The organism is Stenotrophomonas sp. MH181796, from assembly GCF_009659995.1.
GTDB lineage: Bacteria > Pseudomonadota > Gammaproteobacteria > Xanthomonadales > Xanthomonadaceae > Stenotrophomonas > Stenotrophomonas riyadhensis.
Genome location: NZ_RAHU01000001.1, coordinates 617,413 through 641,188, shown reverse-complemented (window position 1 = coordinate 641,188; position 23,776 = coordinate 617,413). Strand labels below are relative to the sequence as shown.

The window sequence follows — 23,776 nt, the reverse complement described above, 5'->3', positions numbered from 1 at the left end:
CCAGGGTAGGTCCGTTGCTACGACACTATGCAATGCATGCTGGGACCCGCGCCGGAGAGGCGGTGAGCATAGCCTAACGCTTTGAAATAGCTTTCAAATTTATCGTCACAGCCGAGTGCATGTATGCTCGGCTAAGTTCGAGCCTCAGGGGGGCGTATGAGTGACGAAGACTACGTAGCTAACAAGCGAAGTGACAGGGTCTATGTCTCCCGACCATTCAAAATTGGAGTGAGTAAGGACACGGATGCTCGCTACGTCACTAGGGTCTTTGATGATGGCCAGAGATCCTGCTTCGACTCGGTAGACGATGAGATCGTAATCAGGGCAACTTACGACGACAAGGTGCAGATCAAGGCCGTTGTTACAAGTGATCAGCAAGGTCTGAGACACCTGACGCTGCAGAGCTTCCGCATCTACAAAGACGGTACCCGGCCCAGCGAGCAGTACGGCATCAATCTACGGGGGCAGGAGATCGCTGAGTTTGTTGAGTTCGCGCAGCTCGCTAGCAGTGTGCAGCTTGATAACACCGGCAAGTTGCGCTTGGACCGTGCGTCACTTGCACATGTCGATGTGGACATGGATTCAGCAGCAAGGGCTTGGATCGCTAGGCACCCAGATGCTTTACGTGAACTTGTGGCGAGTGAGGCCACATCCCGTGACGTAGTGGCGGTGGCCTACCGCCGCAAGCAGCTTGCGAAGTTCGCGCAGCTCTTGAGCGATGACGCCTACTTCGATCAAGTAACTGCTGAAAGCTTCAATGGCCGCAAGGAGGCGACGTGGCAGTGCTTTTTCGAGCGCAATCGCTGGGTTTTCGGGTATGGCCTATTTCATCTGTCCGCCGATGGATTCACCGATGAGAAGCTAGAGCAGGTAGTCGCAGGCTCTACGGTTGCTACTCCTGGAAAACGCATCGACGGCCTTCTGAGGACGCGAGGGAGGATAAGCGCCGCATGCCTAGTTGAGATCAAGCATCACAGGACTCCGCTGTTGGCTAAGGGAAGCTATCGGGCCGGCGCGTGGCAGCCGTCGCAAGAGCTCACAGGGGCGGTTTCTCAGATCTTGATGTCAGTAGATGGAATGGAGCGTCAGTTCCAGCGCTTACTCGTAATGCGGGATAAGGATGGCAATCCCACCGGTGAAGAGGCGGTTGTGGCACGCCCTCGCTCCGTTATCGTATGCGGAGCTCTGTCTGAGTTCGTCAAGGATCTTGGCATCAACGAGGACCAATTCCGTAGCTTTGAGCTCTACAGGCGGCACTTGTTCTCTCCGGACATCGTGACCTTTGACGAGCTCTATGAACGGGCTAAGCTCATCGTGGAATCATCAGACTAGCGCGTGGATGCAAGAGGAGCACAGTCAAGTGATTTGAATGGCAATCACGATCCCGCTTCTCCCGCCTATCGTATGGCTTTGACTTCGTCGCGCTCGTTTTCAAAAATGTCAGCAGTAGAGTGTGATCGGCGGGTTGCGTCCGTTTCTGGCCGGAAGCGAACATTGACGAATCAACGCGTCGGATTAGCCACCTACCAGTCATGGAATGACATGAGCGATCCTAGGATCCCAGCTAAGATCGAGCAACGTCTCAGGCTCAAGACGCTTCGGAGGGACCCGGAAGGCACGCCACTGTGCGCCAGTGACCTAGCCAAGCGGTACTGTGTAGCGCGGCTGGATGAGTGACGTTGAAGCGCTCGTGCAGCGTCTGATGACGGCAGGGTCGTCGACGCGAGAAGCCTACATATTGGCCCTCGAATGGCTTGATAAGGCGGTGTGCGAGGCCAGCGCCGTAGGCCAAGCCCAAGCAGGACGCATGGCCGCGCCTTGTGTGGGCTACGGGACATATCTATTCGCACGCATGTGTTCGCATGGCGTCGCTGCTGTGCGAGCAATGCCTTATTCCCGTTGGGTTAGAAGCGATCACCAGGAGTGGGGGTTCAATGTACTAGCCTGCCACGCCCGCGCTCTGCTGGAAGGCAATTTGTACTTTCATTATTTCATGCAGCCGGCGGACGAGACCCTTGATGAGAGCAGGGCGCGGGTTACCCTGCTTCAACTCAACGACTGCTGCAGCCGATTGAGGATGTTTGCCGGTAGCGAACAACAGCGGTTTTGGTTCGAGCAGCAGCTTGATGACTTGCAAGCGTGCTTGCGCTCCCTACCATTTTTCCTCAAATTGTCTCCTCCCTTACAGGCTCAGTGCCTAATCGGCAAGAAGGCCTGGTGTCCAGACCGCGCACAGTTGGTAGAATTATTAGGAATGGACAAGGCTGGCTTTGACATTCTCTGAAACCTATGGTCACAGCATTCCCACATCCACCCCATTTCGTTCCTGCGCATGCAGCCAAATGGCCGAGGCACGGGCTTGGAATGCGATCCCGATCGCCTGTACTTGGCCGTTGCCATGTTGATCAGTGCCGGTATTCTAGAAGCAGCCACAGACAAGATCGTCGAGGTCTTCCCGGTGTGGCCGGCGAGCGGAAGGGGTTGGACTCGAAGTTCAGCCCTGGACCTAAACGCAATCGGCGAAGGTAGTCGGCAAAAGGAAACATAGCTCAAGGATAGGATACAGGAATGGCCACTTCCGACATGGAGACGCGATTTCATACTTTCGCCTTAATGGTCGAAGGCGGGGAGGCGATCGATGATCTGCAGCTGGACACCCTCGGTGGCCAACGTGCGGACTACCTGTGGCGATCTCGATCCGTCATTGTTGAACTGAAAGTCCTGCAAGGGGACCCCCAGCACAAGATCAACAGCACATTCGAGACGCTGAGAAAGCGCGAAGACTTCCCAGTAATTCTTGGTCAGGCAGCTGCACACAAGGTGCTTACGCATCTTCCCGACGGGGATGAGCAACTGCGACGTCTCCGTCAAAAGATCATGCGATCCGTGGAGGCCGCATTTCGAGACGCCAAGGGGCAGATCGCAAACACTAAGCGGCTTCTGGAGTTGGATGATGCTCTAGGCATCTTGGTCCTGCTGAACCACGATGTCGAGTCGTTGGATCCAATCAATGTGGGAAAGGAGATCAGTCGCCTCATGCAACAACGGCAAGGCGAGACCTGGGCGGTGGATGCCATTTGGCTGTTGTCCGAGGCTCATCTGATAGGCGGAGCGCAGCCATGCATCATCATTGAAAGCGATAGAGTTGACCGCTTCCCTTGGGCTGAGGCGTTCTTGTCCTCTCTCAACGCCCAGTGGGGAATCTTTAACAACAGCCCCATACTCACCTCGGACGCCAAGCACTTGACGGATCTGCCGATGAGGCGAAAGTCCGAGCAACGCACAGGACCACTGACCAACGAGCAGCGCTGGCGGTCCAACTACCGTACTAATCCTTACCTAAGCGAGTTGGACGACGATGCTCTTCGGCTCTTTGGCGAGAAGGCCATTGCAGATCTTATGCCGTACTTCCTAGTAGGTGGCCCTAGGAAGCCGATGGCCGAATTAGAGCCGCTTTTGGCGCGGTGGACGCACTTCCTTGAAGAAGCCTCCGATCGTGGTTTTAACGCTCGTGGGATGGGCCTTCCTCGGGAACGGCCTTAACACTGGGCACTATGGACTATCAAGGGATGATCGGAGTGGGGCATGAAGTCGGAGACTTGGATGATCCAACAGGTGTTCCAGGATCGGATGCAGTACAAGGGCTCGAAGGGTTGAGGTGTGTGAAGAAATACCATGGCCAACTTCTGGTAGAGGGATTGGCCAGCGTTCGCCTAGCTCGAGAAGCTAGGCGTGATGCGACCCAAAGCCGCCGTTGCAAGGCTTGGCGTCTCTGTCCGGCTCTGCGCTCGATTGTTAGCCGGACATGGCATAGATAAGGTGCCGAAAGAACAATGAGTTGCGCGGGAATCTCGTTGCGCCGCCGGGAACGTACAACCGGACGGGCATGTCCGTATATTAAATAGCTAGACCTCAGGAGAAATCTGGCAATGACTGTCGGCCCCGTAATCGTCCTTCTTAACCTTGGTGCTGCTCTATTCGCGCTGATAGCTGCTTGCTTGTGGTACAGGTCGGCAACAGTGCAGGTTCCGCACAAAGACGAACCTGATTCTAGTGGACTTTATCCAGCGGCGATCATTGTTGGTGAGAACACCGATTTCATTGGTACTGCCTTTGCCCAATCAACGTGGAGCAAGCGCGCTGCGTTCGCAGCAGCGATAGCCGCTGCTCTTCAAAGCCTAGCGCTGTTGGTGCAAAGTGTCTGGGCCTAACATCTCTTTCGAGGCGGACGGCTACGCCGCAGCTCAACCGCGGCGTTATCCTCCACAATCCAATTGCATGTTGCAGAGGATCGTAGATTGACAAATCTCACCCAAGTCTTCGGCGTCAGCGCCGACCCCGTGTTGTCGTACATCGTCCGCGACAACATTGACGGGCTCTTCACCGCCGTGCTCAAGGAGGACAAGCATGTGGTCGTGTACGGTGCCTCGAAGCAGGGCAAAACAGCATTGGTTTCCCGGTATCTGCCTTACGACCAGAACGTTGTTGTTCGCCTATCACCGAACACGAACGTCGAAGACATTTATTCGAGCATCCTCCGCCAAAGTGGCGTGGAGATTGAGACAGGGACGGTGGAGGAGAAGACCTCAGAGACTTCGGCAACTTTGGGGATCAAGGCGAAGGCGACGATTTGGTTCTTTGGTGAGGGAGAGGCAAACGCATCAGGTGGGCTTAAGGCTGGCGATAGGAGCCAGAAGGCCTCCAAGACAATTCCTTTCAATCTAGCCGTGGCGCAAGACATCGCAGAGCTATTGAAGGCGGTGAAATTCAAGAAGAAGATCGTTTTGGAGAACTTCCATTACCTTGCAGAAGATAAGCAGCGTCAACTATCTTTTGATCTGCGCTCGTTTCAGGAGATGGGCATCATCTTTGTGGTTCTGGGGGTATGGCGGCAGAAGGACAAGCTCCGAATCTATTGCCCTGATCTCACCGACCGGGTCGTTGATCTCGCAGTGGAGCCTTGGACCGAGGGCGAGTTTCGCAAGGTTGCTGCAGAAGGCGCAAAGTGCCTGAACATCGACTTCGCTCCTGAAGTGATTCAGCGTTGCATTGAGAACTCTTTTGGAAGCGTTGGAGTCTTCCAGGAACTGCTGAAGCACACGTGTATGGCGGCCGGTGTATCGGAACGGAAGTTCTTGGCTCAGAAGGTCGCTGATGTTGCGTTTGCTCAAAAGGCGGTACAAGAAAAGGCGGATCAGTACGGCGCTACACACCAACAAGCTCTCGAACTTATTTCGTCGGGCAACGTCACGCATTCAAAGGAGAAGGAGAAAACGCCCCTTCACCTGCCGTACTACCTCGTCTGCGCCATCCTAGAGATGGGGTACGCTGGTCTGGAGCATGGCATCAGCCGCTCCGACATCACGGACAAAATGAAGCAGCATCATCACCGTAAAGATGATGTGCGCGCATCAGACATGAGCAACCTGCTCCACAACCTCTCGACTCTGCAGCACAAAAAAGGCATCAATCCGCCCTTGATCGACTACGACATCGGCAAACGTCAGTTGTACGCGATCGATTCCACCTTCTTTTTCTTCCTGCGGAACTGCGATCTCGGGTTGGTGAAGGACGAGCTTCCATCTCCGATTGACGCCAGTGAGGGATAACAGATCGATCGACGCAGACGGCCAGTAGGTGGGCTTCAGCCCGCCTACTGGCTGACGGTCGTCTTCACGCTCACTGTCCGCTTCTGGCCGAAAGCGGACATCATTCGACTACCTGCTGCATTGATCTTCCGTTAGCCAAAGCATGGGTCTCTCCTTCCCTCAATTGATGATCTCCCCACTCCCCGAAGCAACAAACGCCTTCAACTGCCGAACGAACTTCGCGTCGTAGAGCTCCCACTCCACAATCTCCCCAACCACCCGCAACGGCTGCGCACTCCGATACGACCGCGTCGGGTTCCCGGGAAACTTCTTGTTGGTCACGTTCGGGTCGTCTTCAAACGGCCCGGTCGGCGCCACCACATACACGCGCGGCCGCCCTTCACCCTTGGCCATCTCCGCAGCCAGCCCGGCGCCCTTGGCAATGGTGGTGAAGTAGATGTGGTTCATCACCACGCTGTCGCGATAGTTGGAGCGGTAGCCCGCACTCAGCAACTCGCCCGCCGCCAGATCAGCGCGGGTGCCGTGGTAGAACGGCCCGGCGACCTGGTCGCAGATGTCATGCGAAACGGGTGTCCATTCGGTGTCCTGCGCCATCGGCACTGCCCCTGCGTGTCCTGCCGGATCGACAGGCCGGCGAGTCTAGGGCGCCCGGTGGGCCTTGCTGCAAGGCCCCATCCGGGAAATACTCTGTAGTGGGAGGCGCGGTGCGCCTCCTCTTTCATTCTGCGGCGCCGCGCCCTTCCAGTTCGCGCACGGCGGTTTCCAGCGCATCCAGCTTCTCGCGGGTCTTCAGCAGCACGGCGCGCTGCACTTCAAACTCCTCGCGGGTGACCAGGTCCAGCTTGGCCAGGCCGGCCTGCAGCGCGCTCTTGAAGGTGGCCTGCAGTTCCTCGCGCGATTCGCGCAGGCCCGGCGGCACCAGGTCGCTGAGGCGACGGGCGAGGTCATCGATTTGGTTCAGGTCGATCATGGGGTGCTCCGTGGGGGTGGGCCCGTGCATCCGGCGCGGGCAGGCCGATCGGGCACAAGGATACTGCTGGCACCCATCGCCCGGACAGGCGGCAGCGGCTTCGCACGGGCCGCGTTCAGGCGCTATCCTCCACGCCGGAAGACAGGAGATAGACGATGAAGATGGTCATGGCGGTGATCAAGCCGTTCAAGCTCGACGACGTGCGCGAAGCGCTGGCCGAGCGTGGGGTTACCGGGATCACGGTGACGGAAGTGAAGGGCTTTGGTCGCCAGAAGGGCCATACCGAGCTGTACCGCGGCGCGGAGTATGTGGTCGATTTCCTGCCGAAGGTGAAGCTGGAAGTGGCAGTGACCGATGACCAGGTTGAGGCGGTGGTTGAGGCCATCGTGAAGGCCGCCGGCACCGGGAAGATTGGTGACGGCAAGGTGTTCGTGTACGACCTGGGCAGCGTGGTGCGTATTCGTACCGGTGAGCTGGACGCGGACGCGTTGTAAGCCGGTTTCTGTAGAGTCGAGCCGATGCTCGGCTGCATTTCGTGCGATGCAGGAAGAGCAGTCGAGCATGGCTCGACTCTACATAAGAGCGGTCGAGCAAGCTCGACCCCTACCAAAGCAAAGCACTACCGGCGCTTGGCCCACTTGTAGAACCGCTTCCAACCCTGCCGCACCGCCGCCACCCAACCAGGGTCGGCCACCAGCGCGGCCTGCGCGGCACTCGGCGCCTGGCCGGTCACGCGCTGGCGGATCTTCAGCAGGTTCTTCATGTCGCTGCGGCGCATCTGCCGGCTCAGCGGGCCGCGGCGCAGCCAGCGGGGTACGCGCCAGGCGGAGGTGAAGTCCAGCAGCACCGGCACGCCGCCACTGACCACCACGTTGGTGCCATGCAGGTCGTTGTGGGTGATGCCGGCGGCATGCAGGCGGCTGAGCGCGTGCTGCAGCTGCTCGAACACGTCGTTGCCGACCGCCTGCGCGGTGCTCAGGGTCTGGCCAGGAATGAATTCCATGCCAAGTGCGAGGCCGCCGAGGGTGCCGAGCAGCGCGGGGGCATGCTTCCAGCCGCCGAGGCGTTGCAGCATGCGTGCTTCACGGCGAACCATCAGCCGCGCGATCAGCGAAACGGGAGTGCCGCGGTAGCGGGAATAGTCCTTGATGACCGCCTCGCGCCCGTCCAGGCAGGTGCGGTAGACGTCGGGGGCCAGGAAGCGTTCGCCGCGCTTGAGCAGCAGCGGGGCGGCGGTGTCATCGCCACAGGAGGAGGGGGGAGGTGCAGGGAGATACATGTCGGGGTCTCGGACGACCCGGTGGGTGGCGCAAAGCGTCAAGCGAACCGGTATTACAGGGAGTTACTAAGCTTTCGTTAATTTTAGTACTCGCCAGTTCGCTATTCCACGATTTGTCGGAGAAATGTCGGGGCCGTGGCTGGAACAGTTCGTCACGCTGAATCGGACAATTATGTCTCACTTGTGGGAAGGGGGCTTGCAAATCAAGCAGTTGTGGCTTCATCCCGCCCATTCATTCGCGTTCCGCTGAACGCGACGTACGTCCGGCTTGACCCCGGCGCACGCCCTGCCGACCATAAGCTGTTAACCCGCGACATCGGCGGCCGCCCCCTCCGGCACGTCCCCGTCCCCTGCCGCGTTCCCAACCGGTGCTGGCCGCCAGGCCGTGCATCGCCCCGTTTCCCGTTCCGGCCGCGGCTGGAGGAAAGTGCTTTGATCATCAAAATCGTCATTGCAGCGCTGTTCGTGGCCTGCGTGCTGTACATCCACTTCCGTGGCAAGGTCCGCGCGCGCTGGTCGCGCCAGCTGCTGGACCACTCCAGTTTCATGGCCCCGATCAACGTGGTCATGTACATGTTCTCGAAGGTGCCGACCACGCCGTTCCTGGACCCGGCCAAGGAATTCCCGCAGCTGGAGCCGCTGCGCCAGAACTGGCAGATGATCCGCGATGAGGCGCTGGCGCTGCGCGATGCGCAGAAGATCGCCGCGTCCAGCACGTTCAACGACGCCGGCTTCAATTCGTTCTTCCGCCGTGGCTGGAAGCGCTTCTACCTGAAGTGGTACGGCCCGTCGCACCCGTCGGCGAAGGCGATGTGCCCGAAGACCACCGCGTTGCTGGAGTCGCTGCCGGATGTGCGCGCGGCGATGTTCGCGCAGCTGCCGTCGGGCAGTGAACTGCGCCCGCACCGCGACCCGTTCGCCGGTTCGCTGCGCCTGCACCTGGGCCTGGCCACGCCCAACAACGACGGCTGCTACATCAAAGTGGACGGCATCAAGAAGAGCTGGCGCGACGGCGAGTGGATGATGTTCGATGAGACCTACATCCACCACGCGCACAACGAGACGCCGGATGACCGCGTGATCCTGTTCTGCGACATCGCCCGCCCGCTGCGCTTCGGCCTGCCGGGGCTGTTCAACCGCGCGGTGGCGGCCACGCTGCTGGCCGGTGGTGCCTCGCCGAACCTGCCGGGTGACCCGACCGGTGGCGTCAACAAGGCGTTCGGCAGCGTCTACAAGGTGCGCCTGAAGGCCAAGGCACTGCGCGAGCGCAGCGTGGTGGCCTACCAGCTGATCAAGTGGGGCCTGGTGGTGGCGGTGATCGCGGGTATCTGGGCGCTTTGATCGTTACATGCGGTTGCCGGCCAGCGGCCGGCACTACCGGAACAGGAAAAAACCCGCGCTGTCGCCAGCGCGGGTTTTTCTTTTGCATGGGTGGGTGCCGACCGTTGGCCGGCACGCCTCAACCCCGGTAGGTGCCAACCTTGGTTGGCACGCTTTCCGATCAACCCTTCAGTGCCGCCTGCACGAACGGCGGGGTCACCAGCACGCCGGTGTGCAGCGCGGCGGTGTAGTACAGGGTGTTGAAGGTCTTGGCGGCCGAGTCGGCCTGGCGGAAGTCGAAGCTGCTGTCGCCCTTGCGCGCCATGGTCACGCTCCACCAGCCGGTGGGGTAGCACGGCTGCGGGAACGGCAGGGTCTTGAACGAGCCGAAGCCGGCCTTGCCCATCTCGGTGCGCATTTCGTTGATCAGGTCCAGCTGCATCAGCGGCGACTCGGACTGCTGCACCAGGATGCCGTCGTCCTTCAGGGCCTTGAAGCAGCTCTCGTAGAAGGCCTTGTTGAACAGGCCTTCGCCGGGGCCGACCGGGTCGGTCGAATCGACGATCACCACGTCCACGCTGCCGGCCGGGCAGTTGGCCATGTAGGCCACGCCGTCGTCGAACAGCAGCTCGGCGCGGGCGTCGTCGTTGGAGTCGCACAGTTCCGGGAAGTGCTTGCGCGCCATCACCGTGACCTGCTCGTCGATATCGCACTGGGTCACGCTCTCCACGCCCTTGTGCTTGAGCACTTCGCGCAGGGTGCCGCAGTCGCCGCCACCGATGATCACCACGCGCTTGGGCGCGGCGTGGGTGAACAGCACCGGGTGGCTGATCATCTCGTGGTAGAAGAAGTTGTCCTTGCTGGTCAGCATGATGGCCCCGTCGATGGTCATCAGGTTGCCCCAGTCGGTGGTCTGGAAGATCTCGATCTTCTGGAACGGCGACTGCACCTCGTCCAGCTTGCCGGTGATGCGGTAGCCGATGGCCGAGCCGGTGCGCTCGAAGTGCTCGATGTACCAGTTGTTGCTGTCAGTCATTTGAAAACAGTCCTGTTCGGAGAGGTGAAGCCGGGCTGGCGGGCGGGGCCGCGTGGCACAGATGCCACATCCGGACGGATCGGCCCGTTCAGGTTGAAACCTGTCACGGGCGCGGGCGCGCATGATAACGAACCTGTGGGCATATAGGCGTTATCATGCCCCCCCTTTTATTGCCAACAAGGCCGACTGAAATGACCGATTGGTCCCTCGACCAAGCCCGCAAGACCTACTCGATCCCGCATTGGGCGGACGGTTACTTCGACGTGGATCAGGCCGGGCACATGGTGGTGAGACCGACCGGGGCGGACGGCCCGGTGGTGTCGCTGCCCAAGGTGGTCGACGCGGCCCGTGCGGCCGGCGCCAAGCTGCCGCTGCTGGTGCGCTTCCCGGACATCCTCGGCCAGCGCCTGGGCAAGCTGCAGGCGGCCTTCGGCCAGGCCCAGCAGGACTGGGAGTACAGCGGCGGCTACACCGCCGTGTACCCGATCAAGGTCAACCAGACCCGCGGCGTGGCCGGCACCCTGGCCAGCCACCACGGCGAGGGCTTCGGCCTGGAAGCGGGCAGCAAGCCCGAGCTGATGGCCGTGCTGGCGCTGTCGCGCCCGGGTGGGCTGATCGTCTGCAACGGCTACAAGGACCGCGAGTACATCCGCCTGGCCCTGATCGGCCGCAAGCTGGGCCTGCAGACCTTCATCGTCATCGAGAAGCCGTCCGAGCTGAAGCTGGTGCTGGAAGAGTCCAAGGCGCTGGACGTGAAGCCGGGCCTGGGCGTGCGCATGCGCCTGGCCTCGCTGGGCGCCGGCAAGTGGCAGAACAGCGGCGGCGACAAGGCCAAGTTCGGCCTGTCGCCGCGCCAGCTGCTGGACCTGTGGAAGTCGCTGCGTGACACCGAGTATGCCGACTGCCTGAACCTGCTGCACTTCCACATGGGTTCGCAGATCTCCAACGTGCGCGACATCGCCAACGGCATGCGCGAAGCCACCCGCTACTTCGTGGAGCTGTCGCGCCTGGGCGCGAAGATCACCCACGTCGATGTGGGCGGTGGCCTGGGCGTGGACTATGAAGGCACCCGTTCGCGCAGCTTCTGCTCGATCAACTACGGCCTGCATTCCTATGCCAGCAACATCGTGCAGCCGCTGGCCAATGCCTGCGAAGAGTTCGGCCTGACCCCGCCGCGCATCGTCACCGAGTGCGGCCGCGCGATGACCGCGCACCACGCGGTGCTGATCGCCAACGTGTCGGAAGTGGAGGAGGCGCAGGAAGGCCGCGTGCCGGACCAGCACGACGACGAGCCGGCGGCGATCCGCCACCTGCGCGAGATCCACGACGAGCTGGACGTGCGTCCGGCGGTGGAACTGTTCCAGGAAGCACAGCACTTCCACGCCGAAGGCCTGGCCAGCTATGCGCTGGGCCAGATCGACCTGCCGCAGCGTGCGCGCATCGACGATCTGTTCTACGCCATCGCCCATGGCGTGCGTGCGCGCCTGAGCTACGACGAGAAGAGCCATCGCCCGGTGCTGGACGAACTGAACGAGCGCCTGGTCGACAAGTACTTCGTCAACTTCAGCGTGTTCGAATCGATCCCGGACGTGTGGGCGATCGACCAGGTGTTCCCGATCGTGCCGATCGAGCGCCTGGACGAAACCCCGGACCGTCGCGGCATCATCGCCGACATGACCTGCGACTCGGACGGCATGGTGGAAACCTATGTCGAGAACGAGAGCCTGGACAGCTCGCTGCCGCTGCACAAGATGAAGCCGGGCGAGAGCTACCGCATCGGCTTCTTCATGGTCGGCGCCTACCAGGAAATCCTGGGCGACATCCACAACCTGTTCGGCGATACCGACGCGGTGGAAGTGCTGGCCGATGCCGATGGCTATGCCATCACCCAGCAGCGCCGTGGCGACACCACCGACGTGATGCTGGATTACGTGGGTTACCGCCTGGACGAACTGCGCGCCACCTATGCGCAGCGTGTGGCCGAGGCGCAGCTGTCGCCGGAACGTGCGCAGGAGCTTTCGGAGGCGCTGGAAGCCGGCCTGACCGGTTACACCTACCTGTCCGACGAACCGCTGGTGTGAGGTCAACGGGAACGCCGGGCACGGCCCGGCGCTACCGGTCCCGATGAGCGCGCGCGCGATCTTCCACCTGTTCCTGCATGCCGCCGTGCCAGCCCTGCTGGCATGGCTGTTCTGGCGCAAGCGCTTCGCCTCGGCGTGGTTGCTGATGCTGCTGGGTTGGATCATCGATCTGGATCATCTGCTGGCCGATCCGATCTATGCGCCGAACCGCTGCAGCATCGGGTTCCATCCGCTGCACACTGCACCGGCGATTGCGGTCTATGCAGGGCTGTGCGTGCCGAAGAAAACGCGGTTGTTCGGCATCGGTTTGATCATCCACATCGTGCTGGACGCGATTGACTGCTGGTGGATGCATCACCGTTGATGGGACGCGCCGAGCCGAGCATGGGCTCGGCCCCACAGCAGCCCGTTGCCTCATCGTCCGTTGTAGAGCGAACCCACGCTCGGCTGCGCCTGGGTACGCCTCGGCTCCACTCAGTCAGTCGGCGCCAGCGGCAGTTCCAGCCGCGCGCGCAATCCCGGGTTCTCATTCGACAGGCGCAGTGACCCATCGTGGCTGGCCGCGATCTCCGCAGCGATCGCCAGGCCCAATCCACTGCCTTCCACCCGTTCGTCCAGGCGCACGCCGCGCTGCAGGACACTTTCCAGCTTGGTCTTGTCCAGCCCGGGGCCGTCATCGCGCACTTCGATGTGCAGCCGATCGTTCTGGGCCAGGGCACGCAGGCGGACTTCGCTGCGCGCCCACTTGCCGGCGTTGTCCATCAGGTTGCCGAGCATTTCCTCCAGGTCGGTGCTGGCACCGGCAAAGGCCAGGCCCGGCGCAACGTCCATCTGGAAGCGGATGCGACGGCCGGCATGCACACGGGTCATCAGCCGGCACAGTGCTTCGGCAGCCGGGGCCACCTCGCTGCGCTGGCGATGGTCCACGGCCAGACCGGCGGCCAGATAGCGGTCGATGCTGGCGCGCATGCGTGCGCCCTGTTCGTGCAGGGTGCGGCGCCAATCGCGGCCTTCGCCCTGCGCTTCAGCGGCCAGAACGCTCAGCGGCGTTTTCAGTGCATGTGCCAGGTCTTCGGCGCTGCTGCGCGCGCGCGCGACCATGCGCTGGTGGTGGTCCAGCAACGCATCGAGCTCATCGGCCAGCGGCGCGATTTCCCGGTCCAGCTGGCTGCGGTCGATGCGTTCGGCCTCGCCACGGCGGATGCGTTCCAGCTGCTGGCCCAGCCCACGCAGCGGGCGCAGGCCGAAGTGCACCTGGCTGGCCAGCACCGCCAGCCAGGCCGCAACCAGGATGCCCAGTGCCAACGCACTGCGCTGGCGGAATGCGGCGATGTCGGCATCCAGCGCACTGCGGTCGTTGGCCACCACGGCCACATAGGTCTGCGTGGCGCGGGGCAGGCGCACCTGCTGCACGCGCGCGCGCAGCGATTGCTGCATCGGCCCGCCCAGGTTGCGTTCGACCGGGCCATCGGCGCTGGCGGCCAGGGTCTGGTCCCACAACGAGCGTGACTGCAGCAGCACCTTGCCCTGGCTGTCGGCGATCTGCCAGTACGCACCGGAAAACACCCGCTGGAAGCGCGCGTCGTTCGGTTCCTGGCGCAGGCGCAGCTGCCCTTCCGGATCCACTTCCGCCTGCGCGAGCAGGGTCAGCATGTCCTGCTGCAGTTCGTGGTCGAGGCGGTCATGCGCGCTGCGCTTGAACAGTTCGCCCAGCAGGACGCTGGCCAGTGCCGAGACCAGCACCAGGCCGATGCCGGCCACCAGCAGCAGCCGCCGGCGCAGCGAAGGTTGCCGCGCGCTCATGCCTCTGCCAGCCGCCAACCCTGGCCGCGCACGGTATGGATCAGCTCAATGCCCAGCTTGCGGCGCAACCGCCCGAGCAGCACGTCCAGCGCGTTCGAATCCGGATCGTAGCCGCCTTCGAAGACCTGCTCGCCGAGGCGGTCGCGGCTGATCACGCTGCCGGTGTGGTGGATGAAGTAACTCAACACGCGGAACTCCTGCGGGCTCAGCGGCAACACCTGCCCATCCAGTTCAAAGCGGCCGGCGTTGACGTCCAGCTGCAGCGGACCGCAGTGCAGGCGTGGGCTGGCGTGGCCGTGGCTGCGGCGGATCAGTGCACGCAGGCGCAGCACCAGTTCGTCGGGCTGGAAGGGTTTGGTGAGGTAATCGTCGGCACCGGCGTCAAAGCCGGCCAGCTTGTCATGCCAGCGCCCGCGCGCGGTCAGTATCAGCACCGGGAAGCTGCGGCCATTGCCGCGCCAGCGCTCGATCACGCTCAATCCATCCAGCCCGGGCAGGCCCAGGTCGACGATGGCCGCCTGCAGATCCTCGATCTGGCCGATCTCCTCGGCCTGGCGGCCGTCGGCGACCACCTCGACCACGTAGCCTGCCTGCTCCAGCAACGGCAGCAGGCGCTGTGCCAGCGCGGCATCGTCTTCAGCCAACAGGATGCGCATCAGTCGTCCAGTTCCGTCTTCAGCAGCTTTCCACTCCGCGCATCATAGTCCAGCTCCACCACCACGCCGTCGCCGCGCAGGATCTCCACTTCGTAGACGCCATCGTCCAGCTCCACTTCCAACAGCTGGCCGGGGTAACGACGGAGCGCATCGCGCACCACGCCTTCCAGCGGCACATAGCGGCCTTGCTGCACGGCACGGCGTGCGACCTGCTGCGCCGGATCCTGCACGGGCGCGGCGGTCGGGGTGTTGGCCAGGGCCAGCAGCAGGGGCAGGGTCGAGAGCATGCGGGGTGGGCAAAGGGGGGAACAGGCGCGAGTCTGGCCGTGGCGACTAACAGTGGGCTAACAGCCACGGCTAAGGCGCTGTTAACTGGGGCAGGCATCGTGGCGTTGCCGGGATGGTCCGGCCACGAACAGGAGAACCCCCATGTTGAAGTCGCTCACCCTCGCCACCGTTGCCACCCTGGCCCTTGTGCCGGCCGTACAGGCCGCACCGCTGGGCATGGCCCAGGTTGAACAGACCCTGCGCAAGGCCGGCTACACCCAGATCCACGAGATCGAACGCGATGACGGCCTGTGGGAGGCCGACGTGAGCCGCGCCGACGGCCGTTTCAGCGAGGTCTACGTAGACCCGAAGACCGGCGAGATCTTCGACGAGCACAACGGCCGCACGCTGCTGGGGGCCGATCAGGTGCTGGCACGGGCACAGGCGCATGGCCTGCGCGAGATCCATTCACTGGAACGTGATGGCGCGACGTGGTCGCTGGAAGCGCGCAATGCCCGCAACCAGAAGGTGGACGTGCGCCTGAGCGGTTACGACGGTCGCATCCTGCACAGCGAGCGCGATGGCTGGCTGGATTGATTCGCGTGCCGGTAGGTGCCGGCCGCTGGCCGGCACAGAGCGCAGAGCGTGTCGACCAAGGTCGACACCCACCGGCACATGCAGCGGTAGCGGCCGCCCTTGGTCGGCCCAGGCCCGACGCGGGGCTTACCAGCCAAACGGCGGCGGGTAATCCCAATAGCCCGGGCCGCGGCCGTAGTAGCCGCCGTACGGGCCGAAGAAGCCCGGGCCCTTGCCTTCGCTCACGTGGATGTTGACGTTGACCCCGTGGGTCTTGCCCTCATCGGTGGTGTAGTTCTTGCTGAGGTTGAGCGTGGCGGCGTTGTAGTGGCTGTTGCCGCCGTTCTTGGAGTAGCCGATGCCGGTGGTGAAGCTGCCGGACACCTTGACCTTGTCGTCGGTCACGTCGGCGATCTTGGCGTCGTTGTGTACGCGCGGGCCGCTCTTGTCGCCGTAGTACGTGCCCGGCGGGTCCTGCTGCAGGGCCGGGTCGTTCAGATAGCGCATCGGCGCCTGCGGCAGCGACAGATCCAGGCCGGCCGCCTGCGGCGCGGTGGCGCCTGCAGCAGACTGGGCCAGCACGGTTCCCGGCAGGGCCAGGCACAGCAGCAGGGTCAGGGGGCGGATCATGACGGCGCTCCAGCGGACAGGTGGCCACGCAACACGCGGCGGTACAGGCCGACGCTAGCAGGGACTGCTTGAATGATGCCTGTCGGCGCCGGATTGGGGTAGAGCCAGGCCATGCCTGGCTGCAGGTCACAACCGCCCGAACCCGAACAGCCCCGCCAGCGGATGCCTGCGCCGTTCGATCCGGGCCCGCAGCAGCTGCGCGCCGATCATCGAGTAGGTGATGCCGTTGCCGCCGTAGGCCATGGCGAAGTGCACCCGCGGGCCCCACTGATCGTGCGGGCCGAAGAACGGCAGGCCGTCGGCGGTTTCGGCGAAGGTGCCGGCCCAGGAGAAGGCGGGTATCGGGTCCAGCCGCGGGAACCAGTGCCGCAGCTGCTTCATCAGCTTGCCGGCCTTGGCCTGCACCCGGCGGTCCCGGCGCGCGGGGATGTCGATGGCGTCATCCAGCCCGCCCACCAGCAGGCGGCGGTCGCCGGTGGCACGCAGGTACAGGTAGGGGCGGGCGCTCTCCCACACCATGGTGTGGCGCAGCCGGCCGAGCACGTTCGCATCGATGGGGTCGGTGATGAAGGCATAGCTGCTGCGGTTGCGTGCGACCCGTTGCTGCAGCCATGTCTGGTTGGCATAGCCCATCGCCAGCACCACATGGCGGGCGTGGATGGTGGTGCCGCCCTCGGTGACCGCGCTCACGCCGCGCACGGTGGGTGTCAGCGTGTGCAGCACCGTGCGGTCATGCACATTGCCGCCGCGCCGGCGCACGCGCTGCAGCAACCCATAGGTCAGGCGATAGGGATCGACCCGCGCCGCCTGGCGCGTGAGCAGGGCGCCACCGGCGTCCACGTCGAAGCGCTCCCGCAGTGCCTCCGGGCCCAGCCAGCGGGCATCCAGGCCGATGCTGCGCCGCGTCTCGCCCTCGGCCATCAGGCGCGGCACGTCGCGATGGCGGCTGGCCAGGTACAGGCTGTCCATGCGCTGGAAGTCGACATCCAGCCCGCGTGCCACATCGCCCAGTGCCGGAATCGCCTCCGCACAGGCCCGGTAAGCCAGCGCGGCGGCGTCCTGGCCATAGCGCTCGGTCAGTTCCAGCAGGTGGGTATCGATCTCGTACTGCAACAGGGCGGTGCTGGCAGCGGTGCTGCCCCAGCCGATGTCACGCTGCTCGATCACTGCAACGTCGTGGCCATGCCGGGATAGTTCGTCGGCGATCAGCGCACCGGTGATGCCGCCGCCGACCACCAGTACGTCGCAGCGCAGGTCCTGCTGCAGCGCAGGAAAGGCGTGGATCAGGCCGTTGCGTACCGCCCACCAGGGGTAACCGCTCTTCAGGTCCATGCGTGGCGCCGCTCAGGCAGTGGGCTGGCCGGTATGCGGGGTCTGGATCAGTTCGGACAGATCGAAGCCCTGCAGGCGGGCCGCCGCCAGATAATGGTCCTGCACGGTCGCGTCCAGGCGCGGCTCGCGCGCCAGCAGCCACAGGTACTTGCGATCTGGGCTGCCGACCAGTGCCACGCTGTAGTCCGGAGCGACCTGGATCACCCAGTAATCGCCCTTGGCGAACGGCAACCAGCGCAGGCCCTTGGGCAGGAAGCTCACCTCCAGGCGCGCGCTGTCGTTGTCGACGGCGCAGGCCTCGCCGGTGGCTTCCTCGACCTCGCCGTCCATGCGGCAGCGGTTGGTGACGCCAACGTTGCCGTTGTCGAGCAGGGTGTAGTGCGCCGACACGTCGGTACAGCCTTCCGGTTCATGGCGCATCGGCAGGCGCGCGATCTCGTACCAGGTGCCCAGGTAGCGGGGCAGCTTGAGGTCGGCAACGGTCTTCAGCGGCGGGTGCTCGGTCATCGGTGATCGTGGCAGGGGTGGGCCTCCACGATGCCGATGGCCTTGCCATGGGCGGGTGAAGCCGGGGCGATGGCCGTGTCCAGAACGTTCCGTCGCCCCGGCGGAGCGCCCGTTGTCACCGGCGTGGCGGTATCCTGCTGCCAGCGCCGTGTTTTCCTGATCCAACCGAGGTGGAGGTGCCGATGTACCAGGTGATCCTGTTGAAGAGTGAATCCGCGTTCGCACGCGAACAGTGGCCGCAGGTCGATGACCTGGTCGACTATGAAGGCGTGGCCTACAGCCTGCGTGCCGGCCCGCGCCAGCCGCTGCCGACCGACCACGACTGGCACCCGGTGGCGGTGTATGCGCCCGATGAGATCACCGAGGAAGAGTTCCAGGACTGGTACGCGCTGCAGCAGCCGGCCGTGGAAGAGCTGCGCCTGAAGTACTGATGCGCGACGCTGGCGGGGGCGCCCATCCGGCCTTGACCGGCTCTGCCGTATAGTCGCGCGCAGGCGCGGTGGTCCGCGCGAACCGGTGTGGCTGCGTGTCTTCTTTCCTGCGATCGATCCGTGCACGGGGGCCCTGGTGGGTCCTGCTGCTGTGCACTGCCTTCCTGCTGTCTGCGCCGGTGCTGGCGCAGGATGAGGACCCCACGCCGAAGCAGCAGCTGGCGGATATCGATTCCAGCCTGAAGGATGTGGAGCGCAAGCGTGGCGATGCAGAAGCCACCGAGACGCTGGCGATGCTGTCCGAGAATGCCTCGCAGGCACGGCGTGACGCCGAGGCGCTGGAAAAGGCGCTACAGCCACAGCTGGACCGCCTCGACGAGCAGCTGGCGCAGCTGGGAACGCCGGCAGAAGGCGCCACTGAGCCGCCGGAGCTGGCGGCGCAACGGCGCACCCTCACCAAGCAGCGCGACGGCCTGGCCGCTTCGGTGGTGCAGGCCAAGGCCAGTGCCGTGCGTGCGCAGCAGCTGGCGGCGGACATCGAGCAGCAGCGCACCGCACAACGCACGGAAGAACTGGGCCAGAAGGTCGCCTCGCCGCTGTCGCCTGCGCTGTGGAGCAAGGTGGCCGAGCGCCTGCCGATCGATATCGCGCGCGTTGCGCCGTTGGCCGAGCAGGGGCGCGACGCGCTGGTCGCCGGCATCCGCACGAATGGCTGGGGCACACCGTTGCTGGGCCTGCTGGCCGCGCTGGTGATGATGTTCCCGCTGCGGCTGTGGCTGCGCAGGCTGGGACGTCGCTTTGCCGCGTCCGAGCGTGCGCCCGATGGTCGCCTGCGCCGGTCCGGCCTGGCCATGTGGCTGCTGCTGGTGGGCACGCTGCTGCCGGGTTATGCGGTGGTGGTGCTGATGGCGGCGCTGGATGCCATCGATGCGATCGCGCCGCGCCTGCAGGTGGTGGCCGACGGCCTGGAGACCGCCACCTTCCGTGCGGCCTTCATTGCAGCGCTCAGCGCCTGCCTGCTGGTGCCCAAGCGCCCGTCATGGCGGCTGTTGAACCTGGACGATACCGCCGCGCTGAAGCTGCGCAAGTACGCGTGGGGTGCGGCGGCGCTGGCCTGGCTGAGCACGGTGCTGGTGGCCCTGGACCAGGCCACGCGCACCAGCGACGTCACCACGGTGGCGCTGGATGGCCTGATTGCCCTGACCTACCTGGGCCTGATCATGGCTATGCTGGTGACGCTGGCGCGCCTGCATCGGCGGCAGACCGCCGAGGCCGAGGCCAAGCTGGAAGCGCAGGCCGATGGCCTTGGCGTGAGTACGCCAGTGCGCCGCAGCAGCTGGCTGGTACTGGCCCGGGTAGCGGGCAACATCGCGGTGGTGGCGGCCATCATTGCTACGTTGCTGGGCTACCTGAACTTCGCCAAGTTCGTGAACCAGCAGCTGATCGGCGGCAGCATCGTGGTGCTGGCCGCGACGTTGCTGTTCAAGTTCGTCGATGACCTGAGCACCTGGATGCTCAACGCCGACAGCAAGGTCGGCCAGACCATCCTGCTCAGTACCGGCCTGAGTGTGTCGCGGCTGGAGCAGGCCGGCGTGCTGCTGTCGGCGGCGCTGCGCACGATTGTCGTGCTGCTTGCCCTGCTGGCGCTGGTGGCGCCGTTCGGCAACATCGGCGCGGTGGTCGAGCGCTTCTCTTCGCTGTTCACCTCAGGATTCGATGTCGGTGGAACGAAGCTGGAACCGGTGCGGATCGTGCTGGCGGTGCTGGTGCTGCTGGCCGGTCTGGCGATCACCCAGCTGGTGCAGCGCTGGCTGACCGACACCTACCTGCCCAAGACCGAGCTGGACCTGGGCGCACGCAACTCGGTCAGTACCGTCGCCCGCTACGTGGGCATCATCATCGCGGTGATCTGGGCGCTGTCGGCCATGGGCCTGCAGCTGAGCAAGCTGGCATTGCTGGTCAGCGCGCTGTCGGTGGGTATTGGTTTTGGCCTGCAGGTGATCACCCAGAACTTCGTCTCCGGCCTGATCCTGCTGGCCGAGCGCCCGGTGAAGATCGGCGACTGGGTGAAGCTGGGCGACCAGGAGGGCGACATCCGCCGCATCAGCCTGCGCTCGACCGAGATCCAGGTGGGAGACAAGTCGACGTTGATCGTGCCCAACTCCGAGCTGGTCACCAAGACCGTGCGCAACATGACGATGGGCAACAACCAGGGCCGCATCCAGATCCAGTTCGCGGTGCCACCCAGCACCGATGTCGGCAACCTGCGGCAGGCGCTGCTGGATGCTTATACCGCGCACACCAACGTGCTGAAGCAGCCGGCGCCGACGGTCTACATCGACAGCATTGCCGGTGGCCAGATCACCATCAACAGTTTTGCGTACGTGGCCAGCCCGCGGCAGGTGTATGCCACCCGCAGCGATCTGTACTTCAGCCTGCTGCAGATCCTGGCCGAGCGGAACATCCCGCTGTCGACCCCGACCGACATCCACATCACCCGCGATCCGCAGGAGTAGGGGGTGTTCTGCAGGGCTGCGCCCTGCACCCGCTACGAGCCGGAGCAAAGGCAACAGCAACAGCGTGCATTCCGTGGTTTGGCGGGGTGGGTCCGGTTGCGGGGGACGCTGCAAGTACGTCCATGTAAGCTCGGTCGCCGCATCCATGCGGCTCACGCCCCCGCAACCGGACCCACCCCGCCTTCGACAGATTTCCGTGATCTGCTGGACATGCTCTTGGGGTCAGATCCGTTTTCCGGAGGAAAACGGATCTGACCCCAGATCGATTTCGAAATCTGACAGAAGTGTCGACCAAGGTCGACACCTACCAACAGCCGCAGGAATCTGTCAGAGGTGGGGCGGTGTCGGAGTGCGGGGTGTCAGCCGCATGGGCCCGAGGCATGCCTCGGGCGGGTTGGGCAGGACGCCCAACCCCGGTCTTGCCGTGTGCGCAGGACTGCGCACACGAGCAAGCGGCTGCCAAGCCCCCAGGGATGGGTTCACGGCGTCCCCGCACTCCGACACCGCCCCGCCAAACCACGGAATGCACGCTGTTGCCGTTGATGTTGCCTTTGCTCCGGCCTGTAGCAGGTGCAGGGCGCAGCCCTGCAAAGAAACCCCTATCCTCGTGGTCGGCTGCGCGAGGGCACCAGTGCGAACGTATCCACCGCCAGCTTCTCGGCGTGGTTCAACCACGCGCGGATCTCCAGATCATCCACTTCGTGGTCCAGCCCGAACGACACGTTGATCTTGCCGTTGGCATCGGGCTGCACCCACTGCTGGGCCAGCACCACCTTGCGTTGCGAGGACACCGCCTCGATCCAGAAACCACGATCCGGGCGCGTGCTTGCCACCAGCTGCAGCATGTACTGGCCGGCACGGGTACGGCGGCCCTTCTGGGTGATCATGTGCGCCTGGCGCACGCTCGGGCGCGGGCCCTGGAACGCATCCAGCGGTGCATCCACGGCAATGCCACCGCGCAGGTCATTGTCGCGGTACAGCTTGATGCCGTTGTCACGGTTGACCAGCAGGGCGCACCAGTCACCATCGGCTGAGCCATCCTCGAACGCGGTGCAGCGATCGACATAGGCCAGGGTGTTGTCCGGGTTGGCATCGTCGAACTGGCGCGAGGTGTTCTCCAGGTACACCGACTTCAACCCCCAGTCCTTGTCGTACTCCAGCAGCACCGGCGGCTGCACGTGCTGCAGGCCGACCACCACCTGGTCATCGCCATCGATCTTCAGTTCGCGGGTCGGTTCGCCCAGCCACAGTGAACGCGCGAAGGCCAGGTACTGCGGATAGTCGCGGCCACCATCGCGCTGGGTCGCCACGCTGGCGCTGGGCGTGCGTTGGCTGTCGATCAGCGAACGGCCGAAGCCCATCGTCTTCAGGTTCGGGTCCAGCAGGCTGAGCAGGGTCGCGCCCGAATCCAGGGTGGTACCGGCGTCGGCGCTGAGCTGCTGCGGGGCAATGTCATCGCCCAGGAACAGCAGCAGGTTCTCGCGCTTCTGCCGGGTCAGGATGTGGGTCAGATCGTTGGGCATCGCCAGGTGGTCGGAGGCGATCACGATCAGCGTGTCCTTGCCGTACGGGCTGGCCTGGATGCGCTGCACCAGCTGCGAGATCAGGCGGTCGCTGCACTTGAGCGCGTTGAGCATGTTGATGTTGCCGTACTGACTCTGGTAGCGCTCGCCCTTGCACGACACCGGCAGGTGGCCCGCCGGATGGTGGGTGTCCATGGTCAGCGTGGTCAGCATGAACGGTGAGCCGGCGCGCGAGAGCTGTTCAAAGCGCTGGTAGGCGGTGTCCAGCAGCACGTCGTCGTGCACGCCCCAGGCCGAGTAGTGGATGCGGCCGATCTTCTTCTGCTGCTTGAACCACGCCAGGTCGTGTACTTCGTCGAAACCGTGGCTGGCCAGGAACTGGCCCTTGCCGGCGAACTGGCCGTTGGCGCCACCCAGATAGTGGTTGGTGTAGCCCTGCTGCTTCAGGTAGTCGCCCAGGCACACGGCCTTGGGCAGGAAGCTGCCCATGCGGTCCATGCTGTTCTCGTCGCCTTGGGAGGTGGTCAGCGGCACACCGCACATCGACGAGACCAGGCCGGCGATGGTCCAGCCGCTGCCTTCGGCCGAGGCCAGGCCGCGCACGTCCAGCGACTTCGTGGCCAGACGGTTGAGATTGGGCATCAGGCCCGGGAACACGTTCTCGTCCAGGTAGGTGCGTTCCAGGCTTTCGCCATAGATCCAGACGATGTTGCGCGGGCGCTGCAGCGGCTGCGTCGGCACCTGGTATTCGGGCGCGATGCGGGCGAAGTCGACCGGGCGCAATTGCTGGTACAGGCGTTGGCCGTCGCGGGCCAGCGGGCTGATCATGATCGTGGCCACCCATACTGCAGCGAAGCCGGCGAACCAGGCACCGCCGCGACCGGGCCGGCGCCAGCGCTTCACCCGTGTGGCGAACAGCGGCAGCAGCGAGACCAGCGCCAGCACGATGAAGCCGGCGATATAGCCCTTGAAATCGGAGACACCGGCGCCTTCCATGTCGGCGCCCAGGTGGTACAGCGTTGCAGCGTTGAGCCCATCACCCGACAGCTTGTCGATCAGCCACCATGCGCTGAGCGTCAGCAGCAGCAGCGAGAACGCAGCGGCCTTCCACCACACCCACTTTTCGGACGCGAGGAACAACCAGCACAACAGCAACAACGACAGCAGCAGTATCCAGAGCATAGGCAGCTTCGGCAGTGACGGGGTGGTGGTGATGGACGTCGTACCGACGCGTGTCCAT

General features: G+C 63.9%; 22 protein-coding genes. 11 read left to right on the top strand and 11 right to left on the bottom strand.

The window, feature by feature from the left end:
- The first annotated feature begins 156 nt into the window (after positions 1-156).
- The 4 genes from D5301_RS02965 (at position 157) to D5301_RS02950 (ending at position 5,609) form a co-directional block, all read left to right on the top strand.
- Positions 157-1,332: a Shedu immune nuclease family protein gene (locus D5301_RS02965; RefSeq protein ID WP_153854722.1), complete on the top strand. Its 1,176-nt coding sequence runs from the start codon at positions 157-159 to the stop codon at positions 1,330-1,332.
- Positions 1,333-1,669: 337 nt separating this feature from the next.
- Positions 1,670-2,284, top strand: a complete 615-nt coding sequence (locus D5301_RS02960; RefSeq protein ID WP_153854721.1) for a hypothetical protein — start codon at positions 1,670-1,672, stop codon at positions 2,282-2,284.
- A gap of 284 nt (positions 2,285-2,568) precedes the next feature.
- The gene (locus D5301_RS02955) at positions 2,569-3,543 is read left to right on the top strand and encodes a hypothetical protein (protein WP_153854720.1); all 975 of its coding nucleotides are present in this window, start codon (positions 2,569-2,571) and stop codon (positions 3,541-3,543) included.
- Positions 3,544-4,298: 755 nt separating this feature from the next.
- On the top strand, positions 4,299-5,609 hold the full coding sequence (locus D5301_RS02950; RefSeq protein ID WP_153854719.1) for a hypothetical protein: 1,311 nt from the start codon (positions 4,299-4,301) through the stop codon (positions 5,607-5,609).
- Positions 5,610-5,768: 159 nt separating this feature from the next.
- On the opposite strand, the gene arr is transcribed toward D5301_RS02950, so the two are convergent.
- Complete coding sequence (gene arr, locus D5301_RS02945) at positions 5,769-6,203, bottom strand: NAD(+)--rifampin ADP-ribosyltransferase (protein WP_153854718.1); 435 nt, start codon at positions 6,201-6,203, stop codon at positions 5,769-5,771.
- A 124-nt stretch (positions 6,204-6,327) separates the two neighbouring features.
- Positions 6,328-6,579: an accessory factor UbiK family protein gene (locus D5301_RS02940; protein WP_005411375.1), complete on the bottom strand. Its 252-nt coding sequence runs from the start codon at positions 6,577-6,579 to the stop codon at positions 6,328-6,330.
- 155 nt (positions 6,580-6,734) lie between these two features.
- Here D5301_RS02940 and D5301_RS02935 point away from each other — a divergent pair, with 155 nt between their 5' ends.
- The gene (locus D5301_RS02935; protein WP_005411374.1) at positions 6,735-7,073 is read left to right on the top strand and encodes a P-II family nitrogen regulator; all 339 of its coding nucleotides are present in this window, start codon (positions 6,735-6,737) and stop codon (positions 7,071-7,073) included.
- Positions 7,074-7,198: 125 nt separating this feature from the next.
- Here the strand turns inward: D5301_RS02935 and D5301_RS02930 are convergent, their stop codons facing one another.
- Positions 7,199-7,858, bottom strand: a complete 660-nt coding sequence (locus D5301_RS02930) for an RIO1 family regulatory kinase/ATPase (protein WP_153854717.1) — start codon at positions 7,856-7,858, stop codon at positions 7,199-7,201.
- A 435-nt stretch (positions 7,859-8,293) separates the two neighbouring features.
- On the opposite strand from D5301_RS02930, the gene D5301_RS02925 reads away from it, so the two are divergent.
- Positions 8,294-9,199, top strand: coding sequence for an aspartyl/asparaginyl beta-hydroxylase domain-containing protein (locus D5301_RS02925; RefSeq protein ID WP_324187254.1), 906 nt, complete (start codon positions 8,294-8,296; stop codon positions 9,197-9,199).
- Between the two features lie 160 nt (positions 9,200-9,359).
- Here the strand turns inward: D5301_RS02925 and speE are convergent, their stop codons facing one another.
- Positions 9,360-10,214 (bottom strand): polyamine aminopropyltransferase, encoded by an 855-nt coding sequence (gene speE / locus D5301_RS02920; protein ID WP_008268330.1) that lies wholly within the window; start codon positions 10,212-10,214, stop codon positions 9,360-9,362.
- 191 nt (positions 10,215-10,405) lie between these two features.
- On the opposite strand from speE, the gene speA reads away from it, so the two are divergent.
- Positions 10,406-12,295 (top strand): arginine decarboxylase, encoded by a 1,890-nt coding sequence (speA, locus tag D5301_RS02915; RefSeq protein ID WP_012512349.1) that lies wholly within the window; start codon positions 10,406-10,408, stop codon positions 12,293-12,295.
- 43 nt (positions 12,296-12,338) lie between these two features.
- Positions 12,339-12,659, top strand: coding sequence for a DUF6122 family protein (locus D5301_RS02910; RefSeq protein WP_005411369.1), 321 nt, complete (start codon positions 12,339-12,341; stop codon positions 12,657-12,659).
- Positions 12,660-12,769: 110 nt separating this feature from the next.
- Here the strand turns inward: D5301_RS02910 and D5301_RS02905 are convergent, their stop codons facing one another.
- The 3 genes from D5301_RS02905 to D5301_RS02895 are packed head-to-tail and all read right to left on the bottom strand — an operon-like array spanning position 12,770 to position 15,041.
- Positions 12,770-14,098, bottom strand: a complete 1,329-nt coding sequence (locus D5301_RS02905; RefSeq protein ID WP_110713997.1) for an ATP-binding protein — start codon at positions 14,096-14,098, stop codon at positions 12,770-12,772.
- On the bottom strand, positions 14,095-14,754 hold the full coding sequence (locus D5301_RS02900; protein WP_153854715.1) for a response regulator transcription factor: 660 nt from the start codon (positions 14,752-14,754) through the stop codon (positions 14,095-14,097). Before D5301_RS02900 ends, D5301_RS02905 begins: the two co-directional genes overlap by 4 nt.
- The gene (locus D5301_RS02895) at positions 14,754-15,041 is read right to left on the bottom strand and encodes a PepSY domain-containing protein (RefSeq protein WP_153854714.1); all 288 of its coding nucleotides are present in this window, start codon (positions 15,039-15,041) and stop codon (positions 14,754-14,756) included. Before D5301_RS02895 ends, D5301_RS02900 begins: the two co-directional genes overlap by 1 nt.
- A 142-nt stretch (positions 15,042-15,183) precedes the next feature.
- Between D5301_RS02895 and D5301_RS02890 the strand changes: the two genes are divergently transcribed.
- Positions 15,184-15,618 carry a PepSY domain-containing protein gene (locus tag D5301_RS02890; RefSeq protein WP_153854713.1) on the top strand — a complete coding sequence of 145 codons (435 nt, stop codon included), beginning with the start codon at positions 15,184-15,186 and terminating at the stop codon, positions 15,616-15,618.
- Positions 15,619-15,744: 126 nt separating this feature from the next.
- Here D5301_RS02890 and D5301_RS02885 read toward each other — a convergent pair whose 3' ends face one another.
- The 3 genes from D5301_RS02885 to D5301_RS02875 all read right to left on the bottom strand — a co-directional run bounded on the left by D5301_RS02885 (position 15,745) and on the right by D5301_RS02875 (position 18,066).
- Positions 15,745-16,227, bottom strand: a complete 483-nt coding sequence (locus tag D5301_RS02885; RefSeq protein WP_153854712.1) for a hypothetical protein — start codon at positions 16,225-16,227, stop codon at positions 15,745-15,747.
- Positions 16,228-16,353: 126 nt separating this feature from the next.
- Complete coding sequence (locus tag D5301_RS02880; protein WP_153854711.1) at positions 16,354-17,559, bottom strand: FAD-dependent oxidoreductase; 1,206 nt, start codon at positions 17,557-17,559, stop codon at positions 16,354-16,356.
- Between the two features lie 12 nt (positions 17,560-17,571).
- The gene (locus tag D5301_RS02875; protein WP_153854710.1) at positions 17,572-18,066 is read right to left on the bottom strand and encodes a lipocalin family protein; all 495 of its coding nucleotides are present in this window, start codon (positions 18,064-18,066) and stop codon (positions 17,572-17,574) included.
- Between the two features lie 182 nt (positions 18,067-18,248).
- Here D5301_RS02875 and D5301_RS02870 point away from each other — a divergent pair, with 182 nt between their 5' ends.
- Both D5301_RS02870 and D5301_RS02865 read left to right on the top strand, forming a co-directional pair.
- Complete coding sequence (locus tag D5301_RS02870) at positions 18,249-18,497, top strand: hypothetical protein (protein ID WP_049422925.1); 249 nt, start codon at positions 18,249-18,251, stop codon at positions 18,495-18,497.
- 95 nt (positions 18,498-18,592) lie between these two features.
- A complete protein-coding gene (locus D5301_RS02865) occupies positions 18,593-21,013 on the top strand; it encodes a DUF3772 domain-containing protein (protein WP_324187248.1) in 2,421 nt (806 codons plus the stop codon).
- A gap of 599 nt (positions 21,014-21,612) precedes the next feature.
- Here the strand turns inward: D5301_RS02865 and D5301_RS02860 are convergent.
- A complete protein-coding gene (locus D5301_RS02860) occupies positions 21,613-23,718 on the bottom strand; it encodes a phosphoglycerol transferase I (RefSeq protein ID WP_153854709.1) in 2,106 nt (701 codons plus the stop codon).
- Between the last annotated feature and the right edge of the window lie 58 nt (positions 23,719-23,776).

Excerpts from the sequence above, each read along its gene's own strand:
- D5301_RS02965 (WP_153854722.1), top strand. The coding sequence starts at position 157 with ATGAGTGACGAAGACTACGTAGCTAACAAGCGAAGTGACAGGGTCTAT.
- D5301_RS02960 (WP_153854721.1), top strand. The coding sequence starts at position 1,670 with ATGAGTGACGTTGAAGCGCTCGTGCAGCGTCTGATGACGGCAGGGTCG.
- D5301_RS02955 (WP_153854720.1), top strand. The coding sequence starts at position 2,569 with ATGGCCACTTCCGACATGGAGACGCGATTTCATACTTTCGCCTTAATG.
- arr (WP_153854718.1), bottom strand. The coding sequence starts at position 6,203 with ATGGCGCAGGACACCGAATGGACACCCGTTTCGCATGACATCTGCGAC.
- D5301_RS02940 (WP_005411375.1), bottom strand. The coding sequence starts at position 6,579 with ATGATCGACCTGAACCAAATCGATGACCTCGCCCGTCGCCTCAGCGAC.
- D5301_RS02935 (WP_005411374.1), top strand. The coding sequence starts at position 6,735 with ATGAAGATGGTCATGGCGGTGATCAAGCCGTTCAAGCTCGACGACGTG.
- D5301_RS02930 (WP_153854717.1), bottom strand. The coding sequence starts at position 7,858 with ATGTATCTCCCTGCACCTCCCCCCTCCTCCTGTGGCGATGACACCGCC.
- speE (WP_008268330.1), bottom strand. The coding sequence starts at position 10,214 with ATGACTGACAGCAACAACTGGTACATCGAGCACTTCGAGCGCACCGGC.
- speA (WP_012512349.1), top strand. The coding sequence starts at position 10,406 with ATGACCGATTGGTCCCTCGACCAAGCCCGCAAGACCTACTCGATCCCG.
- D5301_RS02910 (WP_005411369.1), top strand. The coding sequence starts at position 12,339 with ATGAGCGCGCGCGCGATCTTCCACCTGTTCCTGCATGCCGCCGTGCCA.
- D5301_RS02905 (WP_110713997.1), bottom strand. The coding sequence starts at position 14,098 with ATGAGCGCGCGGCAACCTTCGCTGCGCCGGCGGCTGCTGCTGGTGGCC.
- D5301_RS02900 (WP_153854715.1), bottom strand. The coding sequence starts at position 14,754 with ATGCGCATCCTGTTGGCTGAAGACGATGCCGCGCTGGCACAGCGCCTG.
- D5301_RS02895 (WP_153854714.1), bottom strand. The coding sequence starts at position 15,041 with ATGCTCTCGACCCTGCCCCTGCTGCTGGCCCTGGCCAACACCCCGACC.
- D5301_RS02890 (WP_153854713.1), top strand. The coding sequence starts at position 15,184 with ATGTTGAAGTCGCTCACCCTCGCCACCGTTGCCACCCTGGCCCTTGTG.
- D5301_RS02885 (WP_153854712.1), bottom strand. The coding sequence starts at position 16,227 with ATGATCCGCCCCCTGACCCTGCTGCTGTGCCTGGCCCTGCCGGGAACC.
- D5301_RS02880 (WP_153854711.1), bottom strand. The coding sequence starts at position 17,559 with ATGGACCTGAAGAGCGGTTACCCCTGGTGGGCGGTACGCAACGGCCTG.
- D5301_RS02875 (WP_153854710.1), bottom strand. The coding sequence starts at position 18,066 with ATGACCGAGCACCCGCCGCTGAAGACCGTTGCCGACCTCAAGCTGCCC.
- D5301_RS02870 (WP_049422925.1), top strand. The coding sequence starts at position 18,249 with ATGTACCAGGTGATCCTGTTGAAGAGTGAATCCGCGTTCGCACGCGAA.
- D5301_RS02860 (WP_153854709.1), bottom strand. The coding sequence starts at position 23,718 with ATGCTCTGGATACTGCTGCTGTCGTTGTTGCTGTTGTGCTGGTTGTTC.